The sequence below is a fragment of the Rhizobium sp. PRIMUS64 genome (genome assembly GCF_023006465.1).
Classification (GTDB): domain Bacteria; phylum Pseudomonadota; class Alphaproteobacteria; order Rhizobiales; family Rhizobiaceae; genus Rhizobium; species Rhizobium leguminosarum.
This window is the reverse complement of the sequence record NZ_JALBGX010000092.1, coordinates 1-26,185: the sequence shown is the minus strand read 5'-3', so window position 1 is coordinate 26,185 and position 26,185 is coordinate 1. Positions and strand designations below refer to the sequence as shown.

General features: G+C 60.9%; 26 protein-coding genes and 4 pseudogenes. 9 read left to right on the top strand and 21 right to left on the bottom strand.

The genetic code is table 11. The features are described 5' to 3' along the window. On the top strand, window positions 1-483 hold a 483-nt coding region (locus MOV76_RS27710; protein WP_247265733.1), incomplete at its 5' end, for a GntR family transcriptional regulator. Between the two features lie 6 nt (window positions 484-489). Here MOV76_RS27710 and MOV76_RS27705 read toward each other — a convergent pair. Together MOV76_RS27705 and MOV76_RS27700 are read right to left on the bottom strand one after the other, a co-directional pair. After that, window positions 490-885 (bottom strand): hypothetical protein, encoded by a 396-nt coding sequence (locus tag MOV76_RS27705; protein ID WP_018242463.1) that lies wholly within the window; start codon window positions 883-885, stop codon window positions 490-492. Between the two features lie 124 nt (window positions 886-1,009). Further along, a complete protein-coding gene (locus MOV76_RS27700) occupies window positions 1,010-1,621 on the bottom strand; it encodes an O-methyltransferase (protein ID WP_028733142.1) in 612 nt (203 codons plus the stop codon). A 279-nt stretch (window positions 1,622-1,900) separates the two neighbouring features. Here MOV76_RS27700 and MOV76_RS27695 point away from each other — a divergent pair, with 279 nt between their 5' ends. Further along, window positions 1,901-2,671 (top strand): siderophore-interacting protein, encoded by a 771-nt coding sequence (locus tag MOV76_RS27695; RefSeq protein WP_113541982.1) that lies wholly within the window; start codon window positions 1,901-1,903, stop codon window positions 2,669-2,671. Window positions 2,672-2,848: 177 nt separating this feature from the next. Here MOV76_RS27695 and MOV76_RS27690 read toward each other — a convergent pair. The 6 genes and pseudogenes from MOV76_RS27690 to MOV76_RS27665 form a co-directional block, all read right to left on the bottom strand. After that, window positions 2,849-4,060, bottom strand: a pseudogene (locus MOV76_RS27690) (FAD-dependent oxidoreductase). Window position 4,061: 1 nt separating this feature from the next. Then, on the bottom strand, window positions 4,062-5,291 hold the full coding sequence (locus MOV76_RS27685) for an Atu1372/SO_1960 family protein (protein WP_247265732.1): 1,230 nt from the start codon (window positions 5,289-5,291) through the stop codon (window positions 4,062-4,064). A gap of 23 nt (window positions 5,292-5,314) precedes the next feature. Beyond that, the gene (locus MOV76_RS27680; RefSeq protein ID WP_113541979.1) at window positions 5,315-5,977 is read right to left on the bottom strand and encodes an amino acid ABC transporter permease; all 663 of its coding nucleotides are present in this window, start codon (window positions 5,975-5,977) and stop codon (window positions 5,315-5,317) included. Continuing rightward, window positions 5,974-6,633, bottom strand: a complete 660-nt coding sequence (locus tag MOV76_RS27675) for an amino acid ABC transporter permease (protein ID WP_247265731.1) — start codon at window positions 6,631-6,633, stop codon at window positions 5,974-5,976. Before MOV76_RS27675 ends, MOV76_RS27680 begins: the two co-directional genes overlap by 4 nt. Before the next feature lie 7 nt (window positions 6,634-6,640). Beyond that, on the bottom strand, window positions 6,641-7,393 hold the full coding sequence (locus MOV76_RS27670; protein WP_047610405.1) for an amino acid ABC transporter ATP-binding protein: 753 nt from the start codon (window positions 7,391-7,393) through the stop codon (window positions 6,641-6,643). A 181-nt stretch (window positions 7,394-7,574) separates the two neighbouring features. Further along, window positions 7,575-8,453, bottom strand: coding sequence for an ABC transporter substrate-binding protein (locus MOV76_RS27665; RefSeq protein ID WP_247265730.1), 879 nt, complete (start codon window positions 8,451-8,453; stop codon window positions 7,575-7,577). 149 nt (window positions 8,454-8,602) lie between these two features. Here MOV76_RS27665 and MOV76_RS27660 point away from each other — a divergent pair, with 149 nt between their 5' ends. Together MOV76_RS27660 and MOV76_RS27655 are read left to right on the top strand one after the other, a co-directional pair. Then, window positions 8,603-9,658, top strand: a complete 1,056-nt coding sequence (locus MOV76_RS27660; RefSeq protein ID WP_247265729.1) for a GlxA family transcriptional regulator — start codon at window positions 8,603-8,605, stop codon at window positions 9,656-9,658. 145 nt (window positions 9,659-9,803) lie between these two features. After that, window positions 9,804-10,277: a MarR family winged helix-turn-helix transcriptional regulator gene (locus MOV76_RS27655; RefSeq protein ID WP_018242473.1), complete on the top strand. Its 474-nt coding sequence runs from the start codon at window positions 9,804-9,806 to the stop codon at window positions 10,275-10,277. 32 nt (window positions 10,278-10,309) lie between these two features. On the opposite strand, the gene MOV76_RS27650 is transcribed toward MOV76_RS27655, so the two are convergent. Next, window positions 10,310-11,611, bottom strand: coding sequence for an epoxide hydrolase (locus MOV76_RS27650; RefSeq protein WP_247265728.1), 1,302 nt, complete (start codon window positions 11,609-11,611; stop codon window positions 10,310-10,312). Window positions 11,612-11,842: 231 nt separating this feature from the next. On the opposite strand from MOV76_RS27650, the pseudogene MOV76_RS27645 reads away from it, so the two are divergent. Next, window positions 11,843-12,252: pseudogene (locus MOV76_RS27645) on the top strand (NUDIX hydrolase). Window positions 12,253-12,293: 41 nt separating this feature from the next. Here the strand turns inward: MOV76_RS27645 and MOV76_RS27640 are convergent. Next, the gene (locus tag MOV76_RS27640) at window positions 12,294-13,337 is read right to left on the bottom strand and encodes a DUF3095 family protein (RefSeq protein WP_247265727.1); all 1,044 of its coding nucleotides are present in this window, start codon (window positions 13,335-13,337) and stop codon (window positions 12,294-12,296) included. Window positions 13,338-13,454: 117 nt separating this feature from the next. Beyond that, window positions 13,455-13,850: an Ohr family peroxiredoxin gene (locus MOV76_RS27635; RefSeq protein ID WP_047621029.1), complete on the bottom strand. Its 396-nt coding sequence runs from the start codon at window positions 13,848-13,850 to the stop codon at window positions 13,455-13,457. Window positions 13,851-14,102: 252 nt separating this feature from the next. Here MOV76_RS27635 and MOV76_RS27630 point away from each other — a divergent pair, with 252 nt between their 5' ends. Continuing rightward, window positions 14,103-14,900: a class I SAM-dependent methyltransferase gene (locus MOV76_RS27630; protein ID WP_247265726.1), complete on the top strand. Its 798-nt coding sequence runs from the start codon at window positions 14,103-14,105 to the stop codon at window positions 14,898-14,900. Between the two features lie 26 nt (window positions 14,901-14,926). Here the strand turns inward: MOV76_RS27630 and MOV76_RS27625 are convergent, their stop codons facing one another. The 4 genes from MOV76_RS27625 to MOV76_RS27610 all read right to left on the bottom strand — a co-directional run bounded on the left by MOV76_RS27625 (window position 14,927) and on the right by MOV76_RS27610 (window position 19,434). Next, the gene (locus MOV76_RS27625) at window positions 14,927-15,547 is read right to left on the bottom strand and encodes a hypothetical protein (protein WP_018242479.1); all 621 of its coding nucleotides are present in this window, start codon (window positions 15,545-15,547) and stop codon (window positions 14,927-14,929) included. A 123-nt stretch (window positions 15,548-15,670) separates the two neighbouring features. After that, complete coding sequence (locus tag MOV76_RS27620; RefSeq protein WP_003560309.1) at window positions 15,671-16,018, bottom strand: hypothetical protein; 348 nt, start codon at window positions 16,016-16,018, stop codon at window positions 15,671-15,673. Window positions 16,019-16,154: 136 nt separating this feature from the next. Next, complete coding sequence (locus MOV76_RS27615; RefSeq protein ID WP_247265725.1) at window positions 16,155-17,465, bottom strand: extensin family protein; 1,311 nt, start codon at window positions 17,463-17,465, stop codon at window positions 16,155-16,157. Window positions 17,466-17,616: 151 nt separating this feature from the next. Next, window positions 17,617-19,434 carry a methyl-accepting chemotaxis protein gene (locus MOV76_RS27610; RefSeq protein ID WP_247265724.1) on the bottom strand — a complete coding sequence of 606 codons (1,818 nt, stop codon included), beginning with the start codon at window positions 19,432-19,434 and terminating at the stop codon, window positions 17,617-17,619. Between the two features lie 290 nt (window positions 19,435-19,724). On the opposite strand from MOV76_RS27610, the gene MOV76_RS27605 reads away from it, so the two are divergent. Both MOV76_RS27605 and MOV76_RS27600 read left to right on the top strand, forming a co-directional pair. Continuing rightward, the gene (locus MOV76_RS27605; protein WP_247265723.1) at window positions 19,725-20,108 is read left to right on the top strand and encodes an acyl-CoA thioesterase; all 384 of its coding nucleotides are present in this window, start codon (window positions 19,725-19,727) and stop codon (window positions 20,106-20,108) included. 19 nt (window positions 20,109-20,127) lie between these two features. Then, entirely contained in the window at window positions 20,128-20,715 is a 588-nt protein-coding gene (locus MOV76_RS27600; RefSeq protein ID WP_018447223.1) for a hypothetical protein, read from the top strand. Window positions 20,716-20,837: 122 nt separating this feature from the next. On the opposite strand, the pseudogene MOV76_RS27595 reads toward MOV76_RS27600, so the two are convergent. The 5 genes and pseudogenes from MOV76_RS27595 to MOV76_RS27575 all read right to left on the bottom strand — a co-directional run bounded on the left by MOV76_RS27595 (window position 20,838) and on the right by MOV76_RS27575 (window position 24,738). Next, window positions 20,838-21,535, bottom strand: a pseudogene (locus MOV76_RS27595) (DUF4405 domain-containing protein). A 33-nt stretch (window positions 21,536-21,568) separates the two neighbouring features. Beyond that, window positions 21,569-22,051, bottom strand: coding sequence for a cytochrome P460 family protein (locus tag MOV76_RS27590; RefSeq protein ID WP_247265722.1), 483 nt, complete (start codon window positions 22,049-22,051; stop codon window positions 21,569-21,571). Between the two features lie 71 nt (window positions 22,052-22,122). Then, the gene (locus MOV76_RS27585) at window positions 22,123-22,539 is read right to left on the bottom strand and encodes a carboxymuconolactone decarboxylase family protein (protein ID WP_247265721.1); all 417 of its coding nucleotides are present in this window, start codon (window positions 22,537-22,539) and stop codon (window positions 22,123-22,125) included. A gap of 70 nt (window positions 22,540-22,609) precedes the next feature. Beyond that, window positions 22,610-23,698, bottom strand: coding sequence for an alpha/beta fold hydrolase (locus MOV76_RS27580; RefSeq protein WP_247265720.1), 1,089 nt, complete (start codon window positions 23,696-23,698; stop codon window positions 22,610-22,612). A gap of 140 nt (window positions 23,699-23,838) precedes the next feature. Beyond that, window positions 23,839-24,738 (bottom strand): LysR family transcriptional regulator, encoded by a 900-nt coding sequence (locus tag MOV76_RS27575; protein WP_018242487.1) that lies wholly within the window; start codon window positions 24,736-24,738, stop codon window positions 23,839-23,841. A 159-nt stretch (window positions 24,739-24,897) separates the two neighbouring features. Between MOV76_RS27575 and MOV76_RS27570 the strand changes: the two genes are divergently transcribed. Then, window positions 24,898-25,887: an aldo/keto reductase gene (locus MOV76_RS27570; RefSeq protein ID WP_247265719.1), complete on the top strand. Its 990-nt coding sequence runs from the start codon at window positions 24,898-24,900 to the stop codon at window positions 25,885-25,887. A 101-nt stretch (window positions 25,888-25,988) separates the two neighbouring features. On the opposite strand, the pseudogene MOV76_RS27565 reads toward MOV76_RS27570, so the two are convergent. Next, window positions 25,989-26,185, bottom strand: a pseudogene (locus MOV76_RS27565) (hypothetical protein); the annotation flags it as partial.

Here is a 26,185-nt window from a genome sequence, read left to right as displayed (position 1 = left end):
GTCGAGCTTCGCGCCCGGCGCGGCGGCGTCGTCGCCCGTATGACGCCGGAACGCATCATGGAGATGTTCGAGACGGTGGCCGAGATCGAGGCCGTCTGCGTCAGGCTCGCGACCTACCGCATGACGCCGCTGGAGCGCAGCCGCCTGATCGAACTGCACGAGCTCTCAGAGCCGATTGTCCAAGCCGGAAATTTCGACGCCTATGACAGCTTCAACCGCCAATTCCACGAGACCATCTACCGCGCCACCCACAACGGCTTCCTCGCGGAGCAGGCGATCGCCATCCGCAACCGCCTGAACGCCTTCCGACGCACGCAACTGCGCCAGGGCGAAAGGCTGAGCCGCTCCCGCGACGAACACGAGGCCATCATGCAGGCGATCGCCGAAGGCGACGGCGAGATGGCGTCACGGCGCATGCGCGCCCATATGCTCAACGCCGCCACCTCGCTCAGCCGTTTCATCGAGGCCAACAAGCCGGCGTGAATCTCCCTAAGGAATAGGGCAGTGGTATTTATAATGAGCCATGGTGGTCATCAACTCGTCGCCGGTGGCCCCGCGTATGCCGGGATTCTCCTCCAGGAACGTGCATAGCGTATTGCCGATCGCTTCCGCCGTAGTTCCGACTGGGATACAGACGTTGACACCAACGGCGATTGCAAAATGCGCCGAGTTCACCATCCTGCTGGGTCTGGGAGCGGCTTCGGTAAAAATGCGACGAGCGAGTTGCTCATCACTATTCCATTTGTCCAACCAACCGGCAACATACCCGACGACAAACTGCCGGGACTCGCTGCAATCAGAATAGAGAACGTCACCGCTAGAAAACCCGGCCGGAATCTTTGCAGAAACCGTTGCCAAAAGGGTGGCGACAAGAATGCCCGACATCACATCTCCAAAGCTCGCAATAACGCAGAGCTTTGATCGGGAACGTGTCGGAAATTAGCTTAAAACGTGTCTTCTTTTTTTCTGCAACCAAAAAAACAAAATGACAGCTAATCTCACCTCAGCCTCAATCGAACCGACTGACCTCAAGCCCGCTGCCGACCGGCAGCAGCACGCTTGATATCCCTGGCTTGGCACGGACAGCCTCACCATAGCGTTTGAGATCATCGCCTCCCGGGCGCAGCATGTTGTCGGCAACGATGATCGCGCCCGGATTGAGCTTGGGGTAGAAGGCTTCGAGGCAGGGAACGTAAAGATCCTTCCACAGATCCACCAGCACGAAATCGATGCCGGAGGAAAGCGCGCCGATCATCTGGACGGCATCCCCGACCTTGAATTCCACATACTCGGCGAGCCCTGCCCTGACGGCCATGTCGCGTGCGTAGGCAGACTTGTAGTCGTGCATTTCCATGGTGATCAGCCGCCCGCCGGAAGCGCGCGCTGCTTCCGCCAGCCATATCCCGGAATAACCGAAGGAGGTGCCGAGTTCGAGGATCGTCGGCGCCTTGAGGCTCCTGGCGAGGATATTGATGAACTGCCCAGTCTCCGGCCCGACTGCGCGCAGCCGCTGATCCTGTCCTCCGTCGCGGCCGCCGGGAGGCAGCTCGCGCGGGCTGTTATGCTCCGTCTCGATCATCGCGTGATAGATGTCGAGCACGTCCTGGATTCCGCTGTCCATTGTCTTCTCCACGACCGCCTGCACGAAATGCGCGTTGAGCAGATGATCATTGCCCGACCGAAACACCGCCGGAAAGTTAAACTTTGGCAATCATCGCCCTTGTTGGCCACCTTGCCGTTGCACATGCCGCCGGCGTCGGTTACATCATGCGCTCAATGGTCGGGTCACCCGGCCACGTAAGCGTTAACGTCACTCAACGCGTATGATCGAACGGCTTTTGCGGCTTCGATCTGCGCGACTATGTCCTGCGGATCGAGCTTCAAAGCCCCGGAAGGACACATGGATAACAATCAACTCAAAGAACAGACTTCACCCGCCCCTGTCATCGAGCGGATCCGCCACGACACGCGACGGCGCACCCTGATGGTCGAAAGCGTCATCGACATCACCCCCGGCATGCGCCGCATCGAATTGACCGGCGGCGATCTCGCCGACTTCACCAGTCTTGCACCCGATGACCACATCAAGATTTTCGTACCGGCCACCGATGGCGGGGAAGAACGCCGTGACTACACGCCGCGCCGCTACGACAATGCCGAACGCAGACTGACCATCGACTTCGCCTTGCACGAGGCAGGCCCCGTGACCCAATGGGCGATCGACGCGCGCCCCGGCGACAGGCTCGAGATCGGCGGACCAAGGGGCTCCGCCGTGGTTTCGAAGACAGTCAAACGATGGCTGCTGATCGGCGACGAAACGGCACTGCCGGCAATCGGCCGCCGGATCGAGGAGAGCAGTGCCGGAACCGTCATCACCACAATCGCAGCCGTCACCGGCCCGTTGGAAGAGCAGGTCTTCACGACATCAGCCGAACTGCACATCCACTGGGCGCATCGGCCTCTCTCGCAGGCAACGGATGCCGCAGCGCTGCTGAAATTGTTGAGCACGGTCGATATCCAACCGGAAACCTTCATCTGGGTCGCGGCGGAAGCCTCGGTAACACGCGATCTCCGCGCCTATCTGCTGGAACGAGGCTGCCCGCTCGGCTGGATCAAGGCATCCGGCTATTGGGTGTTCGGCAAGGCCGACACGACTGAGAAATTTGGCTAGGGGTCATTCCACAGATTCCATTGGTGACGCGCGCTCACTCACTTCGCTCCGGATTTTATGATCCGAAGCGATCCGATGGATGTGAAGAGGTATGAATTGAGCGAAGTCCCCGCATCTGCCGGAACGCTGCGGCAGGTGGGCGTCCGCAACTGTGAGCACCGGGCGCCAACCACCGACTTATCGAAGGAGATCGACCACGCGGCGGGCAGAACCCAATGCGAGCGTCCATCCCAACATGCCGTGGCCGGCATTGATGTAGAGACCTTTGATGCGTCGGGAGGCGGCGATCATGGGCTTGGAGGTCGGAGTCATGGGCCTCTCGCCCGACCATCTCGTCAATTCGTCCGATCGGTCGAAAAGATCGGGCAGCACTGCGGACGCGGCCAGCTTGAGCGTGTCGAAACGCCCGACATCAAAGCCGGCTCCGGGACGCTCGATGTCTGCCAGTCCGGCAACACGAAAACGGTCGCCGATTGCCGCAAAGGCAAGCTTTCGCTTGACGTCTGTCAGGCTGATACTTGGTGCAAGGCCGGATCTTGGAATGGTGAGCGAGTAGCCTCTGACGGAGCGTATGTCCCGGGCCTCGGGCAGATCGGACACGAGGGAAAGGATCTGCGGTCCTGCGGCGACAACGGCGGCGTCGACGTGAAGCTCGTCGCGATCCTCGAACCTCAACCCTGTCAGCACCCCTCACGTTTGGACAAAGCTCGAAACCCTTCTGCTGAAAAGCGTCGACACCTGCCCGCGCCCGATCATCCAGGCGGTCAGCTGGCGGCAAAATCCGGCCGCATCGCCGAGGGCATCATCCGGGGTATAAACGGCGCCGGCAATCTCTCCCTGATACGCGGCAAGCGCCGGTTCGATGTTTTCCGCCTCCATCCGCGTCAGCAGGCGCTGTTCGAAGCCAAGGGCATTCTTGCGCACGACACTGGAATGGGCGGCAGCAAAACTCTGCGGGTCGGCGTAGAGATGCAGCTTTCCGGCGACACGGTAATCGAATTCGACATCGGTTTCCTTAAGCAGGATCGCGAGTTCGTAACGGGATTGCTCGGCGAGGCGCAGGATGTCCTGAGTATTGTTCCACCAACGCCTGAACGGGGTATTGGCAATAAATTTCAGCCCCCAACGCAGAAAGTCCCGGTCGAGTTGCCAGTGGATGCGGAAGGCCGGATCGCGCCCCATCGCAATGGCTGGCAGATGCTTCAGCAGGGTTGGCGATGCCATAGCGTCACCATAGGCCCAGGACAGCTGCGCGGCATTGCCGGCACTCGCCCCCATGCCCGGCTCGCTCGCCGCATCGATAAGTGTCACATCATGCCCCGCCCGGGCGAGAAGATAGGCCGACGATACACCGATGACGCCGGCGCCGATCACCGCAACGCGCCCCATCTCAGGCCTCGTCGCCGACGATGGCCGTCAGCTCGACTTCAACAGGAACCCCACGTGGCAGGGATGCAACGCCGACCGCGATGCGGGCATGCGTCCATCGATCCGGGAAAAGCTCTCGGAGCAGTTCCGAAGCGCCATCGACGACCGCGCCGTGGCGCTCGAAAGCAGCATCTGCCGCGACATAGCCCGCCAGCCGTACGAAGCCCTGGATCTTGTGGAAGCCCCCCGCAGCTCCCTCCAACTGGGCAAGCGCATTGAGGAGCGCCCAACGCGCACATTCTCGCCCCTCTTCGATGGAGACTGATGCTCCGAGGTGTCCCGTCTGCAGCACCACGCCATCCTTCAACGGCACTTGACCGGAAATGGTGATGATATTGCCGGTCCGCACAGCTCCGGAAAATGCACCCGGCGGCGAGGATGCTTCCGGCAGAGCAAGCTCGAGCTGTACCAGCCGTTCGCGCACGCGATTGCTTCCAGCCGACGAAGCATTGCGTGCCTTGCGGGCTGCCGCTTCGGCGCTGCGGTCGACGAAGGCCCTCATGACATTCCTATCGAGTTCAGTCAGCCGGTATTCCGGGTGCCATTGGATACCCAGGCAAAAGCCGTCTGTTTCTCCTTCGAATGCCTCGATGATGCCGTCCGGCGCCCTTGCAGCGACACGGAATCGTCCGTGGCCGGCCAAAGCATGCCGATGCAGGCTGTTGACGCGCGCCGACCTCTTCCCGACCCAGTTGGCGAGCACGCTGCCCTGCTCGACGATGATCTCGTGCGCCAGCACGTCGGGGACATCTTGCGGGATGTGGGATATGGCGGCGGCCGGCAGCTCGGTTTGAAATTTGCCTCCAAGGCATTCACCGATCAGTTGCATGCCATGGCAGATGCCGAGAAGCGGCTTGCCGGTTTTCAAGGCTTGCTCGACCAGCTGAATTTCGAACTGCCTGCGCGCCCCTGTCACCTCCGTCCCCGGCCGCGCACCGGTAAGGAGGATTCCATCGGCGAGTGCCAAGGCCGGTGCCAGGTTCCGGGTATTGTAAGGCAGGATCAACGGAATTCCCCCTGCCTCGGCTATGGCGTCCGCATAGTTGGCGCGTACCACATACTCCTTCTCGGTCGGAGCATCAGGCGCTTCGCTGAGGTCGGGCGTCATGAGGATCACCGGCCAACGAGGTTCATCCGATTGCGTTGCATGCCGACGTGCGTCGCCGGTGGCAACGGTCGTTTCAATGGTCATGGTCTTGGCCTTGTGATGACGAGTTAGCGGGTGGCCGGAAGGGCTAGCCGGCGCGAGAGGACCGAGAAAGGCCAGGCTATCGCGAAATAGCAGAGGCCGACGGCAATGTAGATTTGCAAGGGCAGGAAATACTCGGTCGCCATTGACCGCCCGGTGAGGACCAGTTCGTTGACGGTAATCAGCGAAGCGAGCGAAGAATCCTTGAGCAGCGAGACGAAGGTGATGATCATGGGCGCCAGAATGACACGCGCGACCTGCGGCAGGATGATCAGGACGAAGCTCTGGGCCGGGCTGAAGCCCGCGGCTAACGCTGCCTCGCTCTGCCCGGCAGGTATAGCCTTCAGGCCGGCGCGGAAAAGCTCTGCGACCTGGGCCGCGAAACACAACGCCAGGCCCGCAATCGCCGCGCCGAAAGCATCAAAGACGATCCCGATACCCGGCAAGCCGAAATAAAGCAGAAACAAAACCGCCAGCAGCGGCACGCCACGCACGATCGTCACATAAAGGGCCGCAAAATACCTTAGCGCCGCGAAACTGGATTTCTGGCAGAGCGAAAGCAGCAAGCCAAAAACGAATGCCAGGGCAAAGGCACAAACGGAAAGCAGGGCCGTATTCACCATCGCCCGCAGGAGGAGAGGCAGCCATTCGGCACCATAATCGCCATAGGGCGCTAGGAAAGCGCTCATCCTTTCAATCTCCCATAACGTCTTTCGAGGAACCGCGTGACCTGCATCAATGGCAAGCTCAGCAACAGGTAGAGTGCCGCCGCCGTCGCGTAGATCATTGTTGTCTGGAAGGACGACGTCACCATTGAGCGGGCAAAGAACATGATTTCCGGCGCCGCGATGGCCGAGACGACGGATGTATCCTGGAGAAGCTGCACCGCGTAGTTCCCGAGCCCTGGAAGCGCTATCCGCATGGCCTGCGGCGTCAGGATCTCAAAGATGGTCTGGAGCGGGGTCAGCCCTGCGGCAAGCGCCGCCTCCGCCTGCCCGCCAGGCAGCGCGGCGAAACCGGCGCGAAAGATTGCACAGGTGATCGCCGCTCCGATGAGCCCGAGGCCCAGGACGGCCGCCGTGATCGACGTCAATTTCACGCCGATGCTGGCAAGCCCGAAGTAGAGGATGAACAGATGCGTCAAGGCCGGCACATTGCAGAGAATCTCGCAGCAGACATCGATCGCCAGATCGATGAATTTGATCCCGGCAAATTGCCTGAGCAGTGCGAGAAGGAACCCGAAGGCGGCTGCGAGCGCCAGCGAGGCGATCGTGACGAAAACGGTTACGCCGAGGCCGGCGACGAGCCCCTGGACGACCGAGAAGAATATGGAAAATCCGGTCATGAGGCGCCTAGTGCCGGATCTTGTTGAGAAACGCTTGCGTGCGCGCTTCGCGGGGAGCGGTTATGACCTGGCGTGCCGGCCCGGCTTCGACGATGGTGCCGCCGTCAAGAAACAGGACGCGATCGGCAATGTCGCGCGCAAACGCGATCTCGTGCGTGACGATCAGCATCGTGCGCCCTTCGGCTGCCAGCTCCTCCATTACTTTCAGAACCTCCTGGACCAGTTCGGGATCGAGTGCGGATGTCGGCTCGTCGAACAGCATGAGCTTTGGCTTCTGGGCAAGCGCCCGCGCGATCGCGACACGTTGCTGCTGGCCACCGGACAGTTCGAGCGGTGAGGCGTCGGCGCGGTGCGTCATATGGACTTTGGCCAACATCTCCAACGCCAGTTCGCGGGCCTCGGCAGCAGGCAGGCCGCGCACCTTGCGCGCCGCGATCGCCACGTTTTCCGTCACCGACAGATGCGGCCAGAGATTGAAGAGCTGGAAGACCATGCCCATCTCGGCGCGCTGCGGTGCAAGTTGCCGGTCGCTCATGACATGGCCGTTGCGCACACCGATCCGCTCGCCGTCGAGGCGGATCTCGCCGGCACTGGGCTTTTCCAGAAAATTCATGCAGCGCAGACAGGTGGATTTCCCAGAGCCGGATGGGCCGATCAGGGCAATCTTCTCACCTGGCGCGACATCGAAATCGATGCCTTTGAGAACTTCGATAGGACCATAGCTCTTGCGCAGGCCTGCAACGCTGAGAAGCGCATTCATCGCCGTTTCCTTATGCGACTATATCTACAGCGCCGCGCGTCTTTTCAGACGCGCCAAGGACGCTGTAGCACTTTGAATTGCTGCATAATTTTCTCCTGAAATCGATTCCGATTTAAGGAATTATGCAGTAGGCGAAGAGGGTGGACGAAAGCTGCCGTGCAGCTTCCGTCCGCACGGCCGTTCAGCCGCCAGCTGCGCAAGACGGCAGCTTGTAATCTGCCGGGCGATCGACGCCGGCTCGGAAGTTTTGGCCCACCGGCTTGAACCAGACATCCGACGACAATCCGTAGCGGGCGCCGATTTCCTTCATCTCGCAAGTCTTCCACATGTCAGCGATGATGGCGTCCATCTTCTGGCGCAGATCGTCGTTCTTCTGATTGAGGCCATAGACCACCTGGCCGAGACCGGTCAGCAGCGGGAAGTCCGGGCTGTTATCGGTGAAGGCAAGGAAGTGCATATTCCAATCAGGGTTCTGCTTGATGGCATAGGAGACCACCGGCGGATCGCCGATGACCGCGTCGATGCGCCCGGCAATAAGATCGCGCACGGCCGCGTCGGACGTGTCGTAGAGCGAGAGCTGAAGATCTTTGATGCTCTTCAATTCCGGAATGAACGAAAAGCCGGTGATCGTGCCGATCTTCTTGCCTTCCAAATCGGAAAGCTTGTCCCAACTCGTCTTCGTCGATTGCATGATGCCATTTTTGAAGTAGTGGATCGGCTCAGACAAACTCATGATCTTCGTACGCTTTTCGGTCCAGCCCATGGTGCCGAGCATGCCGTCGACGCGGCCTGACTGAACGGAGGCGATCGTACCCGACCATTCCATGAGCGCCGGCTCAATCTTGAGGCCGAGCTTGTCGGCAATGCGCTGCATGATTTCACCGTCGTAGCCTATCAGTTTCCCGTCCTGCCAGCCGGAGCCGGGCATGTCGCCGGTGAAGGCAACCGTCAGCTTGCCCTGCTCGGCAAGTTCGAAAGCATTGGCGATAGATGAAAGGGACATGAAGCTGCCTGCCAGCAGAGCGCACGTCACCATCCTTCTCGAAAGAGAAAGTGCCATTGTTCTGTGATCCTTGATTTGTTGGTTCCCCGGTCCGGTGGTTTCTGCTCCCCGGATGTCGCGTTCGACGAGAAGAAACTTGACACCGAAGACCGCGCCTGAATTTTATAAATCAGACATTTTCTTTGAAAAAAGGACATGGCTGGGCCATGATCACATCCGAGCAACCTCCTGAAGCATCCGCCGGCGAGCCAGACTATGTGCGCTGGCTCGACGATCTTTGGGCCGAGCGACTTCTGGTCGCACGCGACCGAAAGGCCGATCTCTCCGTCGGCATTCTCCTCTGGCCGACCTTCCCGATGATGTCGCTGGCGGGTATCGTCGAGCCTCTCAGGCATGCGGCGGACTTTGCCGACAATTCCCGCCCATTACATTGTCGCTGGTCGATCATGGGGGCTCCGGGCCATGCAGCAGTCGCCAGCTGCGGCATCCGGGTCCACGCCGATGCGCCCTACATTAACCCGACCGACTTCGACTACGTCGTGGTTATCGGTGGCCTCCTGCCACATCTGCGCGCCGCACCCGGCAAGCATCGCGACTATCTCAGGGTGGCGGCATCGGCGGGTGTCCCGGTAATTGGTGTTTGCACGGGCGCCTTCGTCTTGGCGCAGGAAGGACTGCTTGCCGGACGCAAGGCGTGCGTTCATCCGTTTCATGCGGAGGATTTCCGGATTGCCTTTCCGCGTCTTGCTTTCTCCACGCGCGATGATTTCCTGATCGAAAACGGTCGCATTACCGTGCCTGGCGGCGTATCGATCCTGTCGCTGATGACTGAACTCATCCGCACACATTGCGGACCGGATCGGGCGGCCAAGGCCGTGCACCAGCTTTCGCTCATAGAGCAGAAGCACATGAGCGTCTTCGATCACGGCCGCGCCACAACATTTCGCCGCACAGAAGATTCGCGCATACAGCGAGCCGTCGTGCTCATCGAGAGTCGGAAAGGCCGCGACGTCTCACCGGAACAGGTGGCCTCTATGGTCGGCCTGTCGCCACGCCAGTTCGCGCGTCTCTTCCAGGACAATATCGGCATGACCCCGAAGCGCTTTATCGTCGAGACGAGATTGCGCTATGGCCGTTTTCTGGTCGAAAATAGCCCACTGCCCATGACGGCGATCGCCTTTGAAATCGGATTCTCCGATTCCGCCCATTTCGCGACCGCTTTTCGCAAGAAGTATGGCAAGCCTCCCAGGAGTTTCCGCTGATCTTTGTCGGGTCACCACGGCAGGATCGAAAACCGACTTCGACACTATTGCGATTTAATCGGATACGATTTATATAGGTCTCATCGTTAGAAAGCCCGGACAGGATGGACCGATGCCGACATCTAAAGCAGCTAAGGGGCCGGATATGCCCGCGCCCGCCTCCCCGCCGGCGGGCAAGGACGGCCGGAAACTTTCGAATTTCCTGTGCTTCGCGGTCTATTCGGCAAATCTCGCCTTCGGCCGCGCCTATAAGCCAATCCTGGACGAGCTTGGCCTGACCTACACCCAATATATCGCTATGGTGGCCCTCTCCGAAGAGGACGACCAGACCGTCGGCGTGTTGGGGGAAAAGATGTTCCTCGAATCCAACACCCTGACTCCCATCCTCAAGAAGCTGGAGTCGAATGGTTTTATCACCCGTCACCGCGATCCCGCCGATGAACGGCAGGTGCGGGTCAGCCTGACGCCGGCAGGACGCCAACTGGTTGAAACCGATCCTGGCAATGCGCTGCTTGGCGCCATCGGCCTCGGCGACGACTTTCCCGTCGTGCAGAAATCGGTGACGACGCTACGCGACAACCTGCTGCGGTCAACGCAGGGCGAACCGGGGAAATCGTGATCGCGGCATCAGTCGCCTGATCCGGGCCGGGTCTACTGCCGCAGCGGCCGGAACGCCGTCCTAAGCTCGGCAGTGAAAGCCATCGGCTGTTCCCAGGCGGCGAAGTGACCGCCCTTCGGCAGCCGGTTGTAGTGGATGAGCTTCGGATAGGCCTTCTCCGCCCAGCTCTGCGGCGCCTGGTAGATCTCATCGGGAAAAGCACTGACCGCCACCGGGATCTTGATGCCCCTGGGGTCGAAGAACCCGCCCGACGGATGGTGCGCGTTGTCCCAATAGAGGCGTGCCGAGGAGATTGCGGTGTTCGTCAGCCAGTAGAGCGTGACGTTGTCGAGGACATCGTCCTTCGTCAGCCCCTCGGGCTCTCCGTCGAAAACGCGGGCGATTAGCCGGTAACTGCGGATGTCGTGATCGAGCATCCACGACGCAAGCCCGATCGGCGAGTCGACGATGGCGTAGAGCGTCTGCGGCCGGTTGTTCATCTCGATGGCATAGCCCAGCCCATTCTTGTAGAAATCGTCGAGCTGATCGAAGGCGCGCCTTTCGTCCGGCGACAGGTCGGCTGGCGGCATGCCGCCGGCGGCAAGAGCCTTGGCGATGTCAGCCGGAACCGTGGCCGCCATGTTCGTGTGGATGCCGAGCAATCCCGGCGGCTCCTGCACCGCCATCAATTCGGTGACCGCGTTGCCCCAGTCGCCACCCTGCGCCACGAACTTCGTGTAGCCGAGACGTTGCATCAGCGTCACCCAGGCGTGCGCGATGCGCGGCGGGTTCCAGTTCCCCGACCCCGTCGGTTTCCCGGAAAAGCCGTAGCCCGGCAAAGACGGGATCACCACGTCAAATGCGTCCTCTTCGCTCCCGCCATGCGCCGTGGGATCCGTGAGCGGTTCGATGATCTTCAGCTGCTCGATGACCGAGCCAGGCCACCCATGTGTGACGATCAACGGCAGCGCATTTTTGTGCTGGGAGCGCACGTGAATGAAGTGGATATCCAGCCCGTCGATCTCGGTGATGAATTGCGGCAAAGCATTGAGCCGCGCCTCCATCTTGCGCCAGTCGTAATCCGTCGCCCAATGTTTCGCGAGTTTCTGGATTGTCGCAAGCTGCACGCCCTGGGTATCGTCCGCAACAGTCTCCTTGTCAGGCCAACGGGTGGCCGCGACGCGCCGGCGCAGATCGTCAAGCTGATCCTCGGGGAAATTGACGCTGAAGGGGCTAAGCCCGTCGCCGTTTGCCTCAGCGCTGCGCGTCCCGCCAAGCATGCCGATGGCCCCGGCTGCGGCCGTGGCCGCAAGCAGCTCGCGCCGCGTGGGCGTTGATAGGGATGTGGGTGGCATGACGCTCTCCTCTCCGTTTGATCTGTTCGGAAACGGACGAAGATCGACTGACCGACCTCGTTCGCAGCAGCAGGTCATTCGCGTCTGTCCGGGGACTATGCGCCCGGGCAATACAGGGGTCAACTTACCCTGTCAGGCTGTACCTCGACTGTCTCGATGGACGACTGGTCATTGCAAAGAGCCGTGGCTGTGGGCAGCATCGGCGCGAGATTGATGAGGAGAGGAGAATGCATGCCCGACATCGCGATGGGCGTCTTGAGCCGGAACGGAACCGTTCTTCTGGCCAGGCGCAGCGCAAGGTGCACCCGGATCGCTGGAGCCTCCCGGGCGGCCATATCGAAGAGGGTGAAGACGCCGAGACGGCAATGTGCCGGGAATTGATGGAAGAAATAGGCGTGACGCCGGAGCTCTGGCAGTTTGCAGGACGGTTCGGATCGGAAGGCCCGCCCGAAGCATCCGTCACGTTCCATGTCTATCACGTCGATAAATGGCACGGCCGGCCGCGACTTATCGGTGATGAACACACCGAGCTCAGATGGTTCACCGCCGCCGCGATAGAAAAGGAAGCCGAATTGGCGTTGCCTCAGCTCACTGAGATGCTGGTAAACCTGGCCATGCGGGAAACAGGCACGCCCGCTTAGGTCTCTTGGCGGTCACGACGTCTCGCGGGCTGAACGGGTCTTCAGCGCGCATGATGCTGGACGTCGTCAAGCGCACCAGCCTCCATCATCTCGGCCGCCCTCGCATAACCGCCGCCCATTCCGTCGAGAAAATGCAGGTGCGAATCCGGCCTGTCCGATGGCACGAGACAAGTCATCAGCGCATGCGACTGGCGGTGCAGTCCGAAGTTGATCTCGCCGCGCGCCCTTGCCGGAACGAGGATCGCTTCGACCCTGTCGATCTGTTCCGGCGTGCAGTCCAGCGTCAGGCGCAAACCGTCGTCGAACTTGCGGAAATCCGAATTGGCGGCGACCTCCGACCAGCCTTTCGCATCGATCTGCTTCCCACTTTCTCCTGACAAAGGAACACCGCCGGGAAGCGGATGAGACTGGCGCGGCGCGGCATCGAAAACCGCAAGCACACGTTTCCCCAGCGCCGCAAAGACCTCGGGACTGATATGGTCGCTTGGCTCGACCAGCAGCGACAGGATCTCGCCACGTTGGCTTGGGAACGGGGTCCAGTCACAGCTGAGGCCAGCCAGATCAGGCTTCGTCGCGTAGCGGCCCGGCTTGACCAGATACCGGCCGCTCTTGATCTGCTGCTCCGCCCATTTGAGCCCTCCCCCTGCAAACATCGCATAGGTCGCTTTTTCCGAAGCCGCATAGCGGGCAATTCTGACGTCGCGCCCACTATTGCGGATTTCACGCACGGTCAGCAACCCGATCCGAAGGGCAAGATCGAGATCGCTTCTTGCAAAGCTCGCGACCTGCCGCAACGCCGAGGTCGCGGCCATGATGCCATGCGGTGGCAAGGCGAATGCCGCCCCGTCTCCACGAAACACGAAGGGGAAATCGAACGAACCCCAGGCATTGCCGAGCGCCGCGATAACAGATGCGCCGGCATAGTTGACGTCTTCATAGCGCCCCGACCGGATCGCCGCGGTCGAGCTGACGACGTCGGTGATGCCGATCAGCCAGTCATCGGGCAACGGCTCATAGACATCAGGATCGAGCACGAGCGAAAACTCGTCATAGGCCTGGTGCGGCTGGGCGTGGCTATTGATCATGGCGTATTCTCCAGATCGGCAAGATTTCCGGTGCCTGCTACCTCAGGAAGGGGTCTGCCGGCGATCGGCAGGCCCTCCGCATCAAATCCTCTGGCGGTGAGGTCTACCCTTCCGCGCTCAGACAAGCTTGGTCTCGACGTCGATATTGCCGTGTGTCGCCTTGGAATAAGGGCAGATGCCATGGGCTGCCTCGATCAGCTCCTGCGCGACGTCGCGATCGATGCCGGGCAGGCTGACATTGAGGCGCGCCCTGAGGAAGAAGGAACCGTTATCGACGTTAAGATCGATCTCCGCATCGACCTCGGGACCGGCCGGCAGCGTGATCTTCCGCTGCGAGGCGGCGAACTCGATGGCGCCGATATAGCAGGCCGACCAGGCGATGCCGAACAGGTTTTCGGCAGCTGGATGAGGTTGCGGCAGCTTGATGTCGATCGTGCCATCGCTGCTGCGTGCAGAGCCGTTGCGGCCGCCGGAGATGTGGGTTTTGCCGGTAAAGAGAAGCTTCTCGGTCATGGTGATATCCTTTCGGTTTGGATTTATTACGCATCCGCTTAAATCGGATGCGCTCTAATACGCCGCACCAAAACCGATGTCAACAACATTCCGATTTAATCGGATACGATTTGTTTCTCCGACCAAACTCATCACATCAAGGCGAGCAGACCTACCCGCTGAGCAAAGTCACGTCTTGCCCGGGAACAGAGCCCTCTATAGGTTCTGCCGGCAAGCGCGAGGTGGCGCCCGTGAAAAGCCCGCAGAGATGACATGTCCTCCATAACAGCAGACAATGCGGGACAGTATGGCGACAGCCGGAATCTCGCCGCGCGGGCTCGACTACATAGCCAATACACCATCGCCGAGACGGCCTGGTTTCCATGGGTTGCGGCGCGGTTGTCCCTGAAGCCAGGCGATCGTGTCCTCGACGTCGGCTGCGGGCCGGCCTGGTTCTGGGCAGCAACGGCAGGTCTGCTGCCGGAGAATCTCGACCTGACGCTCGCCGACCTTTCACAAGGCATGGTCGACGAGGCGGTGGCGCGTTGCAGCGCCCTGCCATTCGGCTCCGTCCGGGGTTGCCAAGCCGACGCAGCCGCGCTCCCCTTCGAAGATGGCGCCTTCGATGCCGTGGTCGCGATGCATATGCTCTATCACCTGCCCGACCCGACCGCCGGCATCGCGGACATGTCAAGAGTGCTGAAACCAGGCGGCTTACTCGCGGTCACAACCAACGGCGCCGGCAATATGCGCGAGATCTACGAGCTAACGACCATATTCGGCAGCGCCCCATCCGATCCGGCTGCCGAAGCCTTCGGATATGACGCTGCCGAACGATTGATGCGGTCGCAATTTGGAAACGTGAGCATGTCGCAGCATCCCGCAAGCCTGCGGATCACTGAGCCCGAGGATGTATTCCTGGCGCTCACCTCCTATCCACCCGGCGATGGCGCCGGCGAACTGCAGCTCACCAGGTTCCGTCAAGCCATTGCCGACGCGTTCAGGCAGTGCAACGGCGTGCTTGAGGTCCACAGGGAAACTGCGCTGTTCTTGAGCAGGAAGACGGCCTGATCGGTATCACTGCATCTGCTGCGACGTTACGAGCGCGGCCGGCCGTCGTCGAACAGCGTGGCGAGCCACTGGTAGTATCGCGGCTGCTGCTCTCGCAGCTGGCTGCGCGAATAAGGCGGCCGATCGATGTCACCGAACAGGTAGACGCTGGCCGTGACCGCGAAGAACTCGTGACCATTGCTCATCATGTAGGAATCGCCCGGCCAGACCCGCCGGCCGATATCGAAGAATTGCTTGACATCGGGATTGTCGAATCCGCCCGGAAGCATCCGGTCGTGGTAGGCATGCAGAAGTTCATGCAGGATGATCGGCTTGTCGGGCGCAAGACTTTTGACGCGCAGGTCGATGCCGGTCTTGCTGCTGTAATGGCCGGGCCCGGCTTTTGCGGCGGCTGGGTTGGCCCAGATCCTGATCGTGCGCATGAAGGTGAGAACATCGGGTTTAAGATCGACATGCTCGACAATGTCGAGCTGCCGCTTGACGGCCGCGACCATCTCCCGGTCGGGCTCCGCGCCCTTGGCGTTGGTGAGATCGACCTGCCATCCATGATAGTTGAAAACCAGCGGATCGGCTGACGCCGCCCCCGCTGCCGAGATCATGATGGCGATGGCGGCGCAAAGCGCCAGAATTCTCGAAATCGGTCTCACGGCCCCTCCTCAACATGTCCGACGCGGACTGTTGCACAGGCACCCTGAAGGCACAATCGCGTCATCACGGCGTTGATGTCGCGCGCATAAAGTCGGGGAAATGCCGATGTCGCCGAGCGGCGCTCAGACCTTCTCTTTCTTCCTGATTTTTTCCTTCGGTTCCACCGGCGCATCGGGCGTCGGGGCCAGAAGTTTGCGCAGCGATCCGATCTTGTCCTTCACCAACGGCCGGAAGCGCGTCGCGCGATAGGGCATGTCGGCAGCACCATAACCCTCCGGCCCGTCGTCATTGCCGCGATTGATTTCCGCAAGCTTCACCCCGATGAAGGTGCCGTCGATATAATGGGTATATTCGCCCACCCAGCGGATCGTATAGATCTCGCCTTTGCGGATGAGCTGGTCGATGCTGACATGCTTGAAGGTATCGTTGATGCAGACGACCTTCTGGCCGACGTGGAAATCATAGCTCATGGATCAAACTCTCGAAACGGCAATCCGCCTGGCCGATCTATAGCGTGCCCTGCGGCGGGGATGAACCGTTTTCTGCCAGCCGGCCCAATTGCGGCCGCAACATCAGCATCCGCCGCATGGTTCAGGAGGACATGCATCAGTCGCAATAGGCCTTGCCGCTTTTGCGGGAGCGAAGATCGAAGTGGAAGTGGTTCCAGTGCTCCGGGTTGCTGCCAGGCCCCAGCACGGTGTTGAAATAGCGGCAGCTGTCGCTGCGCACCGCCTTCAGCAGCCGCCCCTCGCGCAGCGAGAACAGGCCCTTCTTGCGCACGTCGATCTCGTGGCCGTTCTTCAGCACGAACTTGCCGACGTCGATGGCGTTGCCGCGGGCGTGTTCCGACATCGGATTGTATTTCTGCCGGCTGTTGTTCATGCGCCGGCAGGAATAGCCGCCGAGCGGCTGGATCGTCTTGATGCCGGACCAGTAACGGTAGCGGGCGGACGGTGCCAGTTCGTTCTTGACCCATTTGGCGAAGGCGAGCGTCACCTGGCAGTTCAGCGTTACAGCCGGGCGGACGCCGATATTGCCGGAAAGCCCCTTCAGCGACACCGGATAAGGCACCTGGCAGGCCGGGCCGTTCGAAATCGGCGGCTTGTCGTCGAAGAGCACGCCCATGCGCTTCAGCTCGCGCCGGCAGGCAAGCTCGGACGATGGCATGACGCTGGGATCGACGGGTGCCGCCGGCTCGCTCATCATCGGATTGTTCGGCCGCAGCATCGCGACCTCTTCGCTCTCGTCCTCTTCGGGAACACGGGTCGGCGCCACCACCGGGCTGCCGTCGTTCCAGGCGGGCGCCCGGCTCATCTGCGTCTGCGCAGCCGGCTGCGGCATTGGTTGCTGCGCGGGCTGGCGCATAGGCTGGTTGAGCTGCGTCGGATTTTCGGTGCCGATGCCGTCGACAACAGGCTCGGTGGCATTGCCCTCGGCGATCTGCTGCTGTTGTTCCTGCGCCAGCCCGACGACCGGCTCGGCCCCGAGCTCATCATCCATGTTGACGCCGCCGGATGGGATCGCAAGATCCTGCGTGCCGCCCCAGTTCTGGTTCTGCTGCGCCAGCGCCTCGTCACTGTCGATCATCGGCAGCTTGCGCCCCGGTGCGGTTTGCGGCGGAGCGGCTCGTGTAGCGTGGCCGGTACCGGCAAGGTTCGGCGTGTCAAGGTAATCGACGGAGCCCTGGCCAACGGGCGCGCTGGAAATCGGATAGGAGGCCTGACTTTCCACAGGTGCCATTCGGACCGAGGGCGCCATGCGCGCCGCTGGCGCCCGCGCGGGCGAGATCGAGCTGACCCTGGTGCCGTTGTCGACATTGGCCGGCGGCACCAGTCCGTCGCTGATCGAACAGGTGGTCAGCGCCGCCGAAAGGATAACGGGCAAAAGGGTTCGCCGAGGAAAGGAAACAAACGCCATACTCTTATCGCTTCCGCAGGCTGGCTGGGCAGTGACCGAAAAAACTCACTCTAATTTTAATTAAAAACGGTGAATGAAAACTTACCGGCACAATCTGAACGCGACGGAATTGAAAAAGGCCGGTTTCCCGGCCTTTGATCTCTCCGCTTCCTCACGCTGCCCGTGTGTATCGGGTTCCTGCTGACTGCTCCCCGCGCAGGCGGAAATTCGCAAGCAGCGTCTTCAGCTGGGTGCTCTCGTCGGCGAGCGTGCGGCTTGCCGCCGTCGTCTCCTCGACCATTGCAGCATTCTGCTGGGTCATCTGATCCATATGGTTGACGGAACCGTTGATCTCGTTCAGCCCGGTCGACTGCTCGCGTGCCGCCGTGGCGATCGAGGCGACGTGGTCGTTGACCTGATTGACCAGCGCCTCGATTTCCAGCAGCGCTTCGCCCGTCGAGCGCACCAGCGCCACCCCGCCCTCGACTTCCGTCGCCGATCGGCTGATCAGTTCCTTGATCTCCTTGGCCGCATTGGCGGAACGCTGGGCGAGTTCGCGCACCTCTTGCGCAACGACCGCAAAGCCGCGGCCCGCTTCGCCGGCACGTGCTGCCTCGACGCCCGCATTCAGCGCCAGAAGATTCGTCTGGAAGGCGATCTCGTCGATGACCGAGATGATCTGACCAATGCGGTTGGAGGAATCCTCGATCCGGCCCATCGCGGTCACCGCATTGCGGACGATCTCGCCGGATTTTCCGGCACTTGCCTTGGTCTCGGCCACCATCTCGCGCGCCTCGTTCGCCCGTTCGGATGCCGTCTTGACCGTCGCGGTGATCTCGTCGAGCGCTGCCGCCGTCTCTTCGAGTGCGGCCGCCTGCTGCTCCGTGCGCTTCGACAGGTTGCCGGTCGCCTCGCTGATGTCGGAAGCGCTTTCGTTGACGACATGGCTCGATTCGGCGATCGCATGGATCACGCCGTTCAGTGCATCGACAGCGGCGTTGAAATCGCCCCTCAGCTTGGCGTAATCCTCGCCGATATCGCCGATCGCAACCGTCAGGTCACCGCCCGCAAGCTTCTCCAGGCCGACGCCGAGCGCCTGCATCGCTAGAGTTTGCCGCTCGGACGCCGAACGCAGACTTGCCTCGTTGCCGCGACGCTCTTCCTCGATCTGCCGCTGCCTATCGTCTTCCCGCCCGCGCAGCGCGCTACGCTCATCGACGGAGTCGCGCAGCACCAGCAGCACCTTGGCCATCTGGCCGATCTCATCGCGACGGTCACTGCCGGCGATCTCCACCGATGCTTCTTCGGCGGCAATCGCGTTCATCGCTGCCTTCAGCCGGGCGATCGGCGCCGTGACGCTGCGCACGATGGCATAGGCGATCGCGATCGTGGCGGCGGCGCCAAGCAGGCAGAGCACTGCGGCCCACATCGCGTTCTGGCGATAGAGCGCGGCAAGATCATCCGCATAGACACCGGTGCCGACGATCCAGCCCCAGGGCTCGAAACCGGCGACATAGGAATACTTCAGCACTGGCTGGTCGGCGCCCGGCTTCGGCCAAAGATAATCGACGAAGCCCTTGCCGTCCTTCTTCACCTTGTTGACGAACTCAACGAACAGGAACTTGCCCGTCGGATCCTTCATCTGGGAGATATCGGTGCCGTTCAGCTGCGGCTTGATCGGGTGCATCACCATGGTGGGACGCATGTCGTTGATCCAGAAATAACCGTCGGCGCCGTAGCGCATCGCGCCGATCACGTCCTTGGCGGCCGCCTGCGCCTGTTCGCGGGTCATCGTGCCCACCTGTTCCATCTTGTAATATTTGTCGAAGATGCCGAGCGCCGTCGCATCCATTTGCGCCAGCCCCGCCTTCCGCTCCGCTTCCAGCTCGGAATAGGAATAGTTCAGAAAGAAGACCATCGTCGCCGCAAGCACGGCAAGCGTGAATCCGACGAGGCAGTAGAGACGGGTGGAAATCTTGACGTTGCGCATGAGGTTCCCGGCGATTCTTGTATTTGAGATCGATCGCATTCTGAATTGCCGGAATTACTGGAGCGTAAAGCTTAATTAGAAGGCCATTAAATAACGTAACGTCAGGTGACAGCCGTAAAATTCAACCATTTGAAATCGAATGAAATTTCAATCGGCAAAGGCGGCAACATTTTTCCCGCCGGCTGCCTCTAGCACCCGGCATTGCTGTCTTTTACAGCCCACGGCCTTTGCACTAGGGTACTCTCCAGTGAATCGCCGGCCCGACGCCGCACCCAGATGGAGAAAACTTGATGACCGATGCCGCCAAGCCGAGAGGCGAACTGACGCTGCGCACACTTGCGATGCCCGGTGATGCCAATCCGGCTGGCGATATCTTCGGCGGCTGGGTCATGGCGCAGATGGACCTTGCCTCCGGCATCCGCGCCACTGAGCGCGCCAGGGGCCGTGTCGTCACTGCCGCCGTCAAGGAGATGGCTTTCGAGCTGCCGGTCAAGATCGGCGATACGCTGTCGGTCTATACCGATATCGAGCGCGGCCGCACCTCGATCACGCTCTGCGTCGAAGCCTGGGCGAACCGCGCCCGTTATGCCAAAATGGAAAAAGTGACGGCCGGCACCTTCATCATGGTGGCGCTCGACGAAGAGGGCAAGCCCAAGCAAGTCCCCGAGGAGTGACAGGCCGGGGATCGACAACATGGAAACGGTCAGCTCGCCGGAGGTCTTCCTTCACATCAAGGTGGTGATGGGCATGGTCATCAGCCTTTCGCTCGCCAGGGTGCTGACCGGCGTTGCCGGCATCGTCCAGCATCCAGCCAAGGCCAAGGTCTACCCCATCCATCTCGGCTGGGCGCTGTCGATGTTCCTGTTCATCATCCATATCTGGTGGTGGGAATATCGCTTGCAGGCCGTGCCGGCCATCGGCTTTGGCATCTATCTCTTCCTGATCTGCTTCTGCAGCCTGTTCTTCCTGCTCTGCGCCCTGCTCTTTCCTGCCTCGCTCGACGAATATGGCGGCTACGAAGAATATTTCATTTCCCGGCGCAAATGGTTCTTCGGCATCCTCGGCCTGACCTACGCCGTCGATATTCTCGATACGGCGATCAAAGGTCATGAACGCATCCTCTCTCTCGGCTGGGAATATCCCGCGCGCAACATTGTCTACATCATCCTCTGCACCATCGCCGCCTGGACTCCCAACCGCCGCTTCCACGCCACCTTCGTCATCGCCAACCTGATCTACCAGATAAGCTTCATCTTCCGCCTCTATGATGTTCTAGGGTGAGACGTGGTCCCGCGAAGCGCGGGGCAATCGATCCAGTGAATCGATTGCAAGGTCGAACGCCCAGAGCCCAAGCGAAGGGCCGGGCAGCCGCAAACTCCATATCCCCACAGCCGTCACAAACATCACTGGCCGGCATCCGTCACCCGACGCATCGCACCTGCCCATCGAAGCCAGACAGCCGCATAGTAAGCGGCACATGCACACGCCCCCAGTATCGCGATGTGATGCAAAAAGAACGCGATCGTGGACTCCTGGAAGTCCCAGAAATCGATCGACGGCCGGGCCATGAGCCGGTCTCCGATTCCCATGACGAACAGGCTGTGAATGCCGTATGCCGCAATTGCGCCCGCAACGGCACGAAGGCATGCGGTCCGGATCGCGTTTGCGGCCCAACCCGTAAGAGCTTCCCAGTGACCACCATGATCATCGACCAGTGAAGGCCAAGATGGACGGCTGCGAGGATGAACGCCCAATAGGCCGCGAGGATGTGAATTTCGCGCGCCGTCGGCCCACCGCTCAAGGGAAGGAAAGCAAATACCGTGCGGGAAATCAGCACGCTGGTCACCAGCAATGCTGATATCGCCAAGGCGATCAAGATATTCGAAGCGATTGTCAGAAAACTCGGCCTGCCGCGCACCGACTTTGGAAGCCGCGCCCACCATCGCCTGTTGAAGACGTTGTGCGAGACGAGAAGGACGAACATGCCAGTACCGATCAATTCGTGCGTGGTGTTGTCGAGCCACCAATAGGCGAGCGCGACAAAAAGCAGTCCGGCCGCGGTGAAGTCGAGCACGAGGCGGATCACGAAAAAAGGACTCACTATGCGACGCCTCCGCCGGGGATACGATCCGGCCTAGTCAATGACGGCTCCGTCAAATTCCTTGAGAGCGTCGAGAGTGTAGAGGAAGTCTTCATCGGCCCTGGACGAATGACAGGACTGACACCGCGCCGTGTTCTCGGGCATGTTGACGCTGCCGTCCGGCTTGAACCATTGGAACTGCCAGTCGCCAGTGCGACGGTCTTCGTCATAATCGCCGCCCCAGCCGGGACCCTTTTCCATGACGAAGGTGCGATAGACTTCCCCATCGCGGTAATCGACCAGCACGAAGTGCGTACCGTCTGGAACAGGTTGCCCGTTCTTCACCGCCTGGATGGCTTCATTCGTCGTCATGATGTGCTCGGTCACGTTGCCGCGCCTGACGGTCGTGTAGTGAACAAGGCCTGCCAATTCGGGCAGCGTCGTCCGGTTCGGCTCGGCGTCGACCTTCCAACCGACCAGAACTACGGCGCCGGCCATGGCAAAGAGAATGGAAATGCGCTTGATGAGATGACACATGGAAGTCTTTTCCTGGTTTTGTGCGGAAGATTCGGGCGACCGGCTTCGGCAAAAGCGGAAGGCCGCTCGTCTCATTCGCGTCCGAACACGTCTTTCGCGACGGCGACGGCCGAGACCGCATTCGGCCAGCCGACGTAGAAGGCAAGATGGGTGATCGTCTCGATCAGCTCGTCCTCGGTCACACCGTTCTGGCGGGCCATGGCAAGATGGGATCTGAGCTGGTCGGGCCGGTTCATGGCGATCAGCGCGGCAACGGTGGCCAGGCTGCGATCCCGCTTCGACAGCTGTGGGCGCTCCCACATGTCGCCATAGAGGACGTCGTCGGTCAGTTCAGCCAGCTTCGGCGCGGTCGCGCCCATCAGCTGCTGGGCGCGTGAGCGCCGGGACTTGTCGTCCCCTTCGGCCGGTGTCTGAGCACTGACGACGCCCGGCAGAACGGCCAGGATCATGCTGGCCGACAGCATCAGGTTTCCCAACAGTTGTTTCATGGACTTCACCTCATGGTTTCCAGGATCAGAAGAGATGCCTCGCGAATCCTTCACCTTCGCGGCAGCGCGATCAGTCGAGCTTCTTCTCGCGGAGGAACGTCGAAACCAGGTCGGCGATCTCTACGTTGTTCAAGTCGGAGAACGCGAAGTGGGTGTTGCCGCGGATGCCGATCTCGGGAAGGTGCACGACGGTGACATCGCCGCCATGCCTGTTCACCGTGTCGCGCCACAGACGCGCCATTGCCAGGCGCACCCGCCAGCTGTCCTGCGCCGGCATCGTTGTCGGCTGGTCGGGAATGTTGTCGCCGTAGTAGATGACGATCGGGATCTTCGTCAGTTTGAGAAAGTCGTCCATCGGCACTGGCACGCCCTTCAGGGTGTCAAAGGCGCTCGGCATAGCGGCTGGGACCTCGCCTGCCGGGAACACGAAGCTGCTGCCGGGTTCGAAGGCGACGATGGCTTTAACCCTGTCGCTCTTGATAGCCGTTAGCCAGCCCGGTCCGCCACCCTGCGAGTGAGTGAAAAGAATGCCGGGACCGATTTTCTCGAACAGCTTTGCCACCGCATTCGACGCGACGTCCATGTCGAACGGCCCGGTGTTCGGCGTCATCGCGCGAAAATACTGGTTCAGCGCTTCCGGATCACGGGAGAATTGCACGCCGTCGAAATAGTTCGGCCAGATGCCGACACGGAACTGGTTGAACCAGAGCTGCTCGTCTGGCGTCGGCTTCACTGTTGTCTGGGCCATGCTCCGTCCCGCCCCGCCCCGGCGCGGCTGGTCGACGAGATAGGTGGAGAAACCTCGACGCAGGAAGATGTTCTGGAAGCCTTCGCGGCCGTCGGGCGTCGTCTCCCAGGTCTTGGAGAATTGTCCGGCACCGTGCCACATCACGATCGGATACTGACGCGGGTTTGCCGGCACCTGATAGAAGACAAAGGCATGATCGCCGTGATAGGTCTGCCCCGAGGGATCGAGAGGTTTCAGCGGGTCGAAAGTTCCGGGCGCCGTCGTGCTGGTTCCTCCGACGGCAAAGCTGCCCTGCTCCTGGATAACCAATGGCTCGGGCTTTACCGCATCGGCAGCTGTCGCCAATGGCGCGGCAAGCTGCGCTGAGGCAAGCAGCAATGCGGCCAGGGTGTTGGACAATCCATATCGCATGTAGGCTTCTCGCTTCGTTTCAGATGGCGAGAAGGTAACGGCAACGGACCGAAAGGATTAGACGCCTCGGACAGCTAGGGTCTATTAGGCGGACTAATTAATCACGAGCTGTTGATAAGCCGTGATGGAATAAATCGGCATTACTTTCCTCTATAGCGGAGCGCATCGACGAACAGGGTGAAGGCGGGAGATGCATGCCGCCTGTTCGGATAGTAGAGATGGTATCCAGGGAAGGGTTGGCACCAGTCCTCCAGAACCCGAATCAGCCGCCCGTCTTCAATGTAGGACTGAACCTGGTCCTCGGGCATGTAGGCCAGTCCCAACCCGTCCAGCACGGCGCCGATCCGCATGGCGATGTTATTGAACACCGTTTGGCCCTCGACACGGACGCGCAGTTCACGTCCGTCCTTCTCGAACTCCCAGGGATATATCGTCCCGTGCGTCGGCAGCCGCATATTGATGCAGTTGTGAGCCGTCAGATCTTGCGGGACATCAGGGCGCGGATGGTGGTCGAAATAGGAGGGCGCGCCAACAACCGCCATGCATACCTCGGGGCCGATCCGAACCGCGATCATGTCCTTCGCCAAATGCTCGCCGAGCCGGATGCCGGCGTCGTAACGCTCCGCGACGATGTCGGTCAGGCCGTAGTCGACGATCACCTCGACATTGATATCGGGATTATCAGGAAGAAATCGCGCCAATGCCGGGGCGAGAACGGAAATCGCAGGATGCTCGCCTGCCGTGATGCGAATAGTGCCAGCCGGCCGCTCGCGCATTTCGCTCAAGGCGGCGATCTCGAATTGGATTTCCTCAAATCTCGGTCCAACCCGTTCCAGCAGACGTTCCCCTGCCTGTGTCGGCGACACGCTTCTGGTCGTGCGGGTCAAGAGGCGAAGCCCCAGCTTCTCTTCGAGACCGCGCACCGTCTGGCTCAACGCCGATTGCGACACGCCGAGCTTGGCGGCGGCCCTGGTGAAGCTCCGTTCCCTGGCGACGGTGAGAAAGGCGACGAGTTCGTTGAAATTGTTGTCCTGGGGCATTCATTAGTCCGCCTTATAGGTCCATGCGCATTACAGCATCTAATCGAAAGCTGACACGAGGACTAAGTTCACGTCAACTCAACTGCGAGACCTGGGGCAGCCGCTGCGTCCGATGACGCTTCTTCGCCTTCGCCTCGCAAAACAAGCGCGGATACGACCATGAAAATACGCAATATCGGCGATCTCCAAGTCTCGGCACTCGGTCTCGGCTGCATGAGCATGAGCGTCGCCTACGGCCCGCCCGCCGACGAAGGCGACATGATCAGATTGATGCGCACCGCCCATGAGCAGGGCGTGACCTTCTTCGACACGGCCGAAGCCTATGGCCCTTTTGCCAATGAGGAGCTTGTCGGCAAGGCGCTCGCACCGATCCGCGACCAGGTGGTCATCGCCACCAAATTTGGCTTCGATATCGATCACCAAACCGGTGAACGCCGCGGCGGCACGAACAGCCGCCCCGATCATATCAAGGCGGTTGCCGATGCCTCGCTGCGCCGACTGAAGACGGATCGCATCGACCTGTTCTACCAGCACCGCGTCGATCCCGACGTGCCGATCGAAGACGTGGCGGGCGCCGTCAAGGACCTGATCGCGGCAGGCAAGATCAAACATTTCGGCCTTTCCGAAGCCGGCGTTCAGACAGTCCGCCGCGCCCATGCCGTTCAGAAAGTGACTGGCGTCCAGAGCGAATATTCGCTCTTCTGGCGCGGCCCCGAAGCGGAACTGCTGCCCGTCCTTCAGGAACTCGGCATCGGTTTCGTGCCCTTCAGCCCGCTCGGCGCAGGCTTCCTGACCGGCAAGATCGACGAGAACACCAAGTTCGATGCGAGCGATTTCCGCAACATCGTGCCACGCTTTTCACCTGAGGCGCGCAAGGCCAATTTTGCGCTCGTCGACCTGATCAGGCGGATCGGCGATCGCAAGGGCGCAACACCCGCACAGATCGCCCTCTCCTGGCTGCTGGCCCAAAAGCCATGGATCGTTCCGATCCCGGGAACAACGAAGCAGCATCGGCTGGAAGAGAATCTCGGGGCGGTAGACGTGGACCTGCTCGCCGACGACCTCGCCGAGATCGACGCAGCCCTCTCCGGCATCGAAGTCCAAGGCGAGCGGCTTCCCGAGGCAGCACTGAAGATGACCGGCCGATAAGGCTTGTCGCCGATGCCGCCCGCCCTTTCGCTTGGGCTCAGGGCGTTCGGCCTCTGCGATCGATTCACTGGATCGATCGCTCACGCTTTGCGAGATCGGGCCTACCCCCGCAGAAACTGCGATCCCTTGTCGAACCCCAGTCCCGGAAAGATCTTCCCCGTCAAATCATCGGCAGACACATCGAACTGCCGGTACAGCATCGCCGCGGCGAGCTCGCGCACGTCGGCGGTCGGAATCAGGTCGCGGTCGTCGAGCAACTGGCCGTCGCCGATGCCCGGCCAACGGCCGAGGATGCGGC

What these genes read in the sequence shown, in the direction of transcription:
- MOV76_RS27670 (WP_047610405.1), bottom strand. Translation starts at nt 7,393, where the DNA reads ATGAATGCGCTTCTCAGCGTTGCAGGCCTGCGCAAGAGCTATGGTCCT.
- MOV76_RS27580 (WP_247265720.1), bottom strand. Translation starts at nt 23,698, where the DNA reads ATGCGATATGGATTGTCCAACACCCTGGCCGCATTGCTGCTTGCCTCA.
- MOV76_RS27705 (WP_018242463.1), bottom strand. Translation starts at nt 885, where the DNA reads ATGTCGGGCATTCTTGTCGCCACCCTTTTGGCAACGGTTTCTGCAAAG.
- MOV76_RS27610 (WP_247265724.1), bottom strand. Translation starts at nt 19,434, where the DNA reads ATGCGCAACGTCAAGATTTCCACCCGTCTCTACTGCCTCGTCGGATTC.
- MOV76_RS27680 (WP_113541979.1), bottom strand. Translation starts at nt 5,977, where the DNA reads ATGAGCGCTTTCCTAGCGCCCTATGGCGATTATGGTGCCGAATGGCTG.
- MOV76_RS27615 (WP_247265725.1), bottom strand. Translation starts at nt 17,465, where the DNA reads ATGGCGTTTGTTTCCTTTCCTCGGCGAACCCTTTTGCCCGTTATCCTT.
- MOV76_RS27605 (WP_247265723.1), top strand. Translation starts at nt 19,725, where the DNA reads ATGACCGATGCCGCCAAGCCGAGAGGCGAACTGACGCTGCGCACACTT.
- MOV76_RS27695 (WP_113541982.1), top strand. Translation starts at nt 1,901, where the DNA reads ATGGATAACAATCAACTCAAAGAACAGACTTCACCCGCCCCTGTCATC.
- MOV76_RS27630 (WP_247265726.1), top strand. Translation starts at nt 14,103, where the DNA reads ATGTCCTCCATAACAGCAGACAATGCGGGACAGTATGGCGACAGCCGG.
- MOV76_RS27635 (WP_047621029.1), bottom strand. Translation starts at nt 13,850, where the DNA reads ATGACCGAGAAGCTTCTCTTTACCGGCAAAACCCACATCTCCGGCGGC.
- MOV76_RS27575 (WP_018242487.1), bottom strand. Translation starts at nt 24,738, where the DNA reads ATGCCCCAGGACAACAATTTCAACGAACTCGTCGCCTTTCTCACCGTC.
- MOV76_RS27700 (WP_028733142.1), bottom strand. Translation starts at nt 1,621, where the DNA reads ATGGACAGCGGAATCCAGGACGTGCTCGACATCTATCACGCGATGATC.
- MOV76_RS27665 (WP_247265730.1), bottom strand. Translation starts at nt 8,453, where the DNA reads ATGGCACTTTCTCTTTCGAGAAGGATGGTGACGTGCGCTCTGCTGGCA.
- MOV76_RS27585 (WP_247265721.1), bottom strand. Translation starts at nt 22,539, where the DNA reads ATGAAACAACTGTTGGGAAACCTGATGCTGTCGGCCAGCATGATCCTG.
- MOV76_RS27660 (WP_247265729.1), top strand. Translation starts at nt 8,603, where the DNA reads ATGATCACATCCGAGCAACCTCCTGAAGCATCCGCCGGCGAGCCAGAC.
- MOV76_RS27640 (WP_247265727.1), bottom strand. Translation starts at nt 13,337, where the DNA reads ATGATCAATAGCCACGCCCAGCCGCACCAGGCCTATGACGAGTTTTCG.
- MOV76_RS27570 (WP_247265719.1), top strand. Translation starts at nt 24,898, where the DNA reads ATGAAAATACGCAATATCGGCGATCTCCAAGTCTCGGCACTCGGTCTC.
- MOV76_RS27620 (WP_003560309.1), bottom strand. Translation starts at nt 16,018, where the DNA reads ATGAGCTATGATTTCCACGTCGGCCAGAAGGTCGTCTGCATCAACGAT.
- MOV76_RS27685 (WP_247265732.1), bottom strand. Translation starts at nt 5,291, where the DNA reads ATGACCATTGAAACGACCGTTGCCACCGGCGACGCACGTCGGCATGCA.
- MOV76_RS27600 (WP_018447223.1), top strand. Translation starts at nt 20,128, where the DNA reads ATGGAAACGGTCAGCTCGCCGGAGGTCTTCCTTCACATCAAGGTGGTG.
- MOV76_RS27675 (WP_247265731.1), bottom strand. Translation starts at nt 6,633, where the DNA reads ATGACCGGATTTTCCATATTCTTCTCGGTCGTCCAGGGGCTCGTCGCC.
- MOV76_RS27590 (WP_247265722.1), bottom strand. Translation starts at nt 22,051, where the DNA reads ATGTGTCATCTCATCAAGCGCATTTCCATTCTCTTTGCCATGGCCGGC.
- MOV76_RS27650 (WP_247265728.1), bottom strand. Translation starts at nt 11,611, where the DNA reads ATGCCACCCACATCCCTATCAACGCCCACGCGGCGCGAGCTGCTTGCG.
- MOV76_RS27655 (WP_018242473.1), top strand. Translation starts at nt 9,804, where the DNA reads ATGCCCGCGCCCGCCTCCCCGCCGGCGGGCAAGGACGGCCGGAAACTT.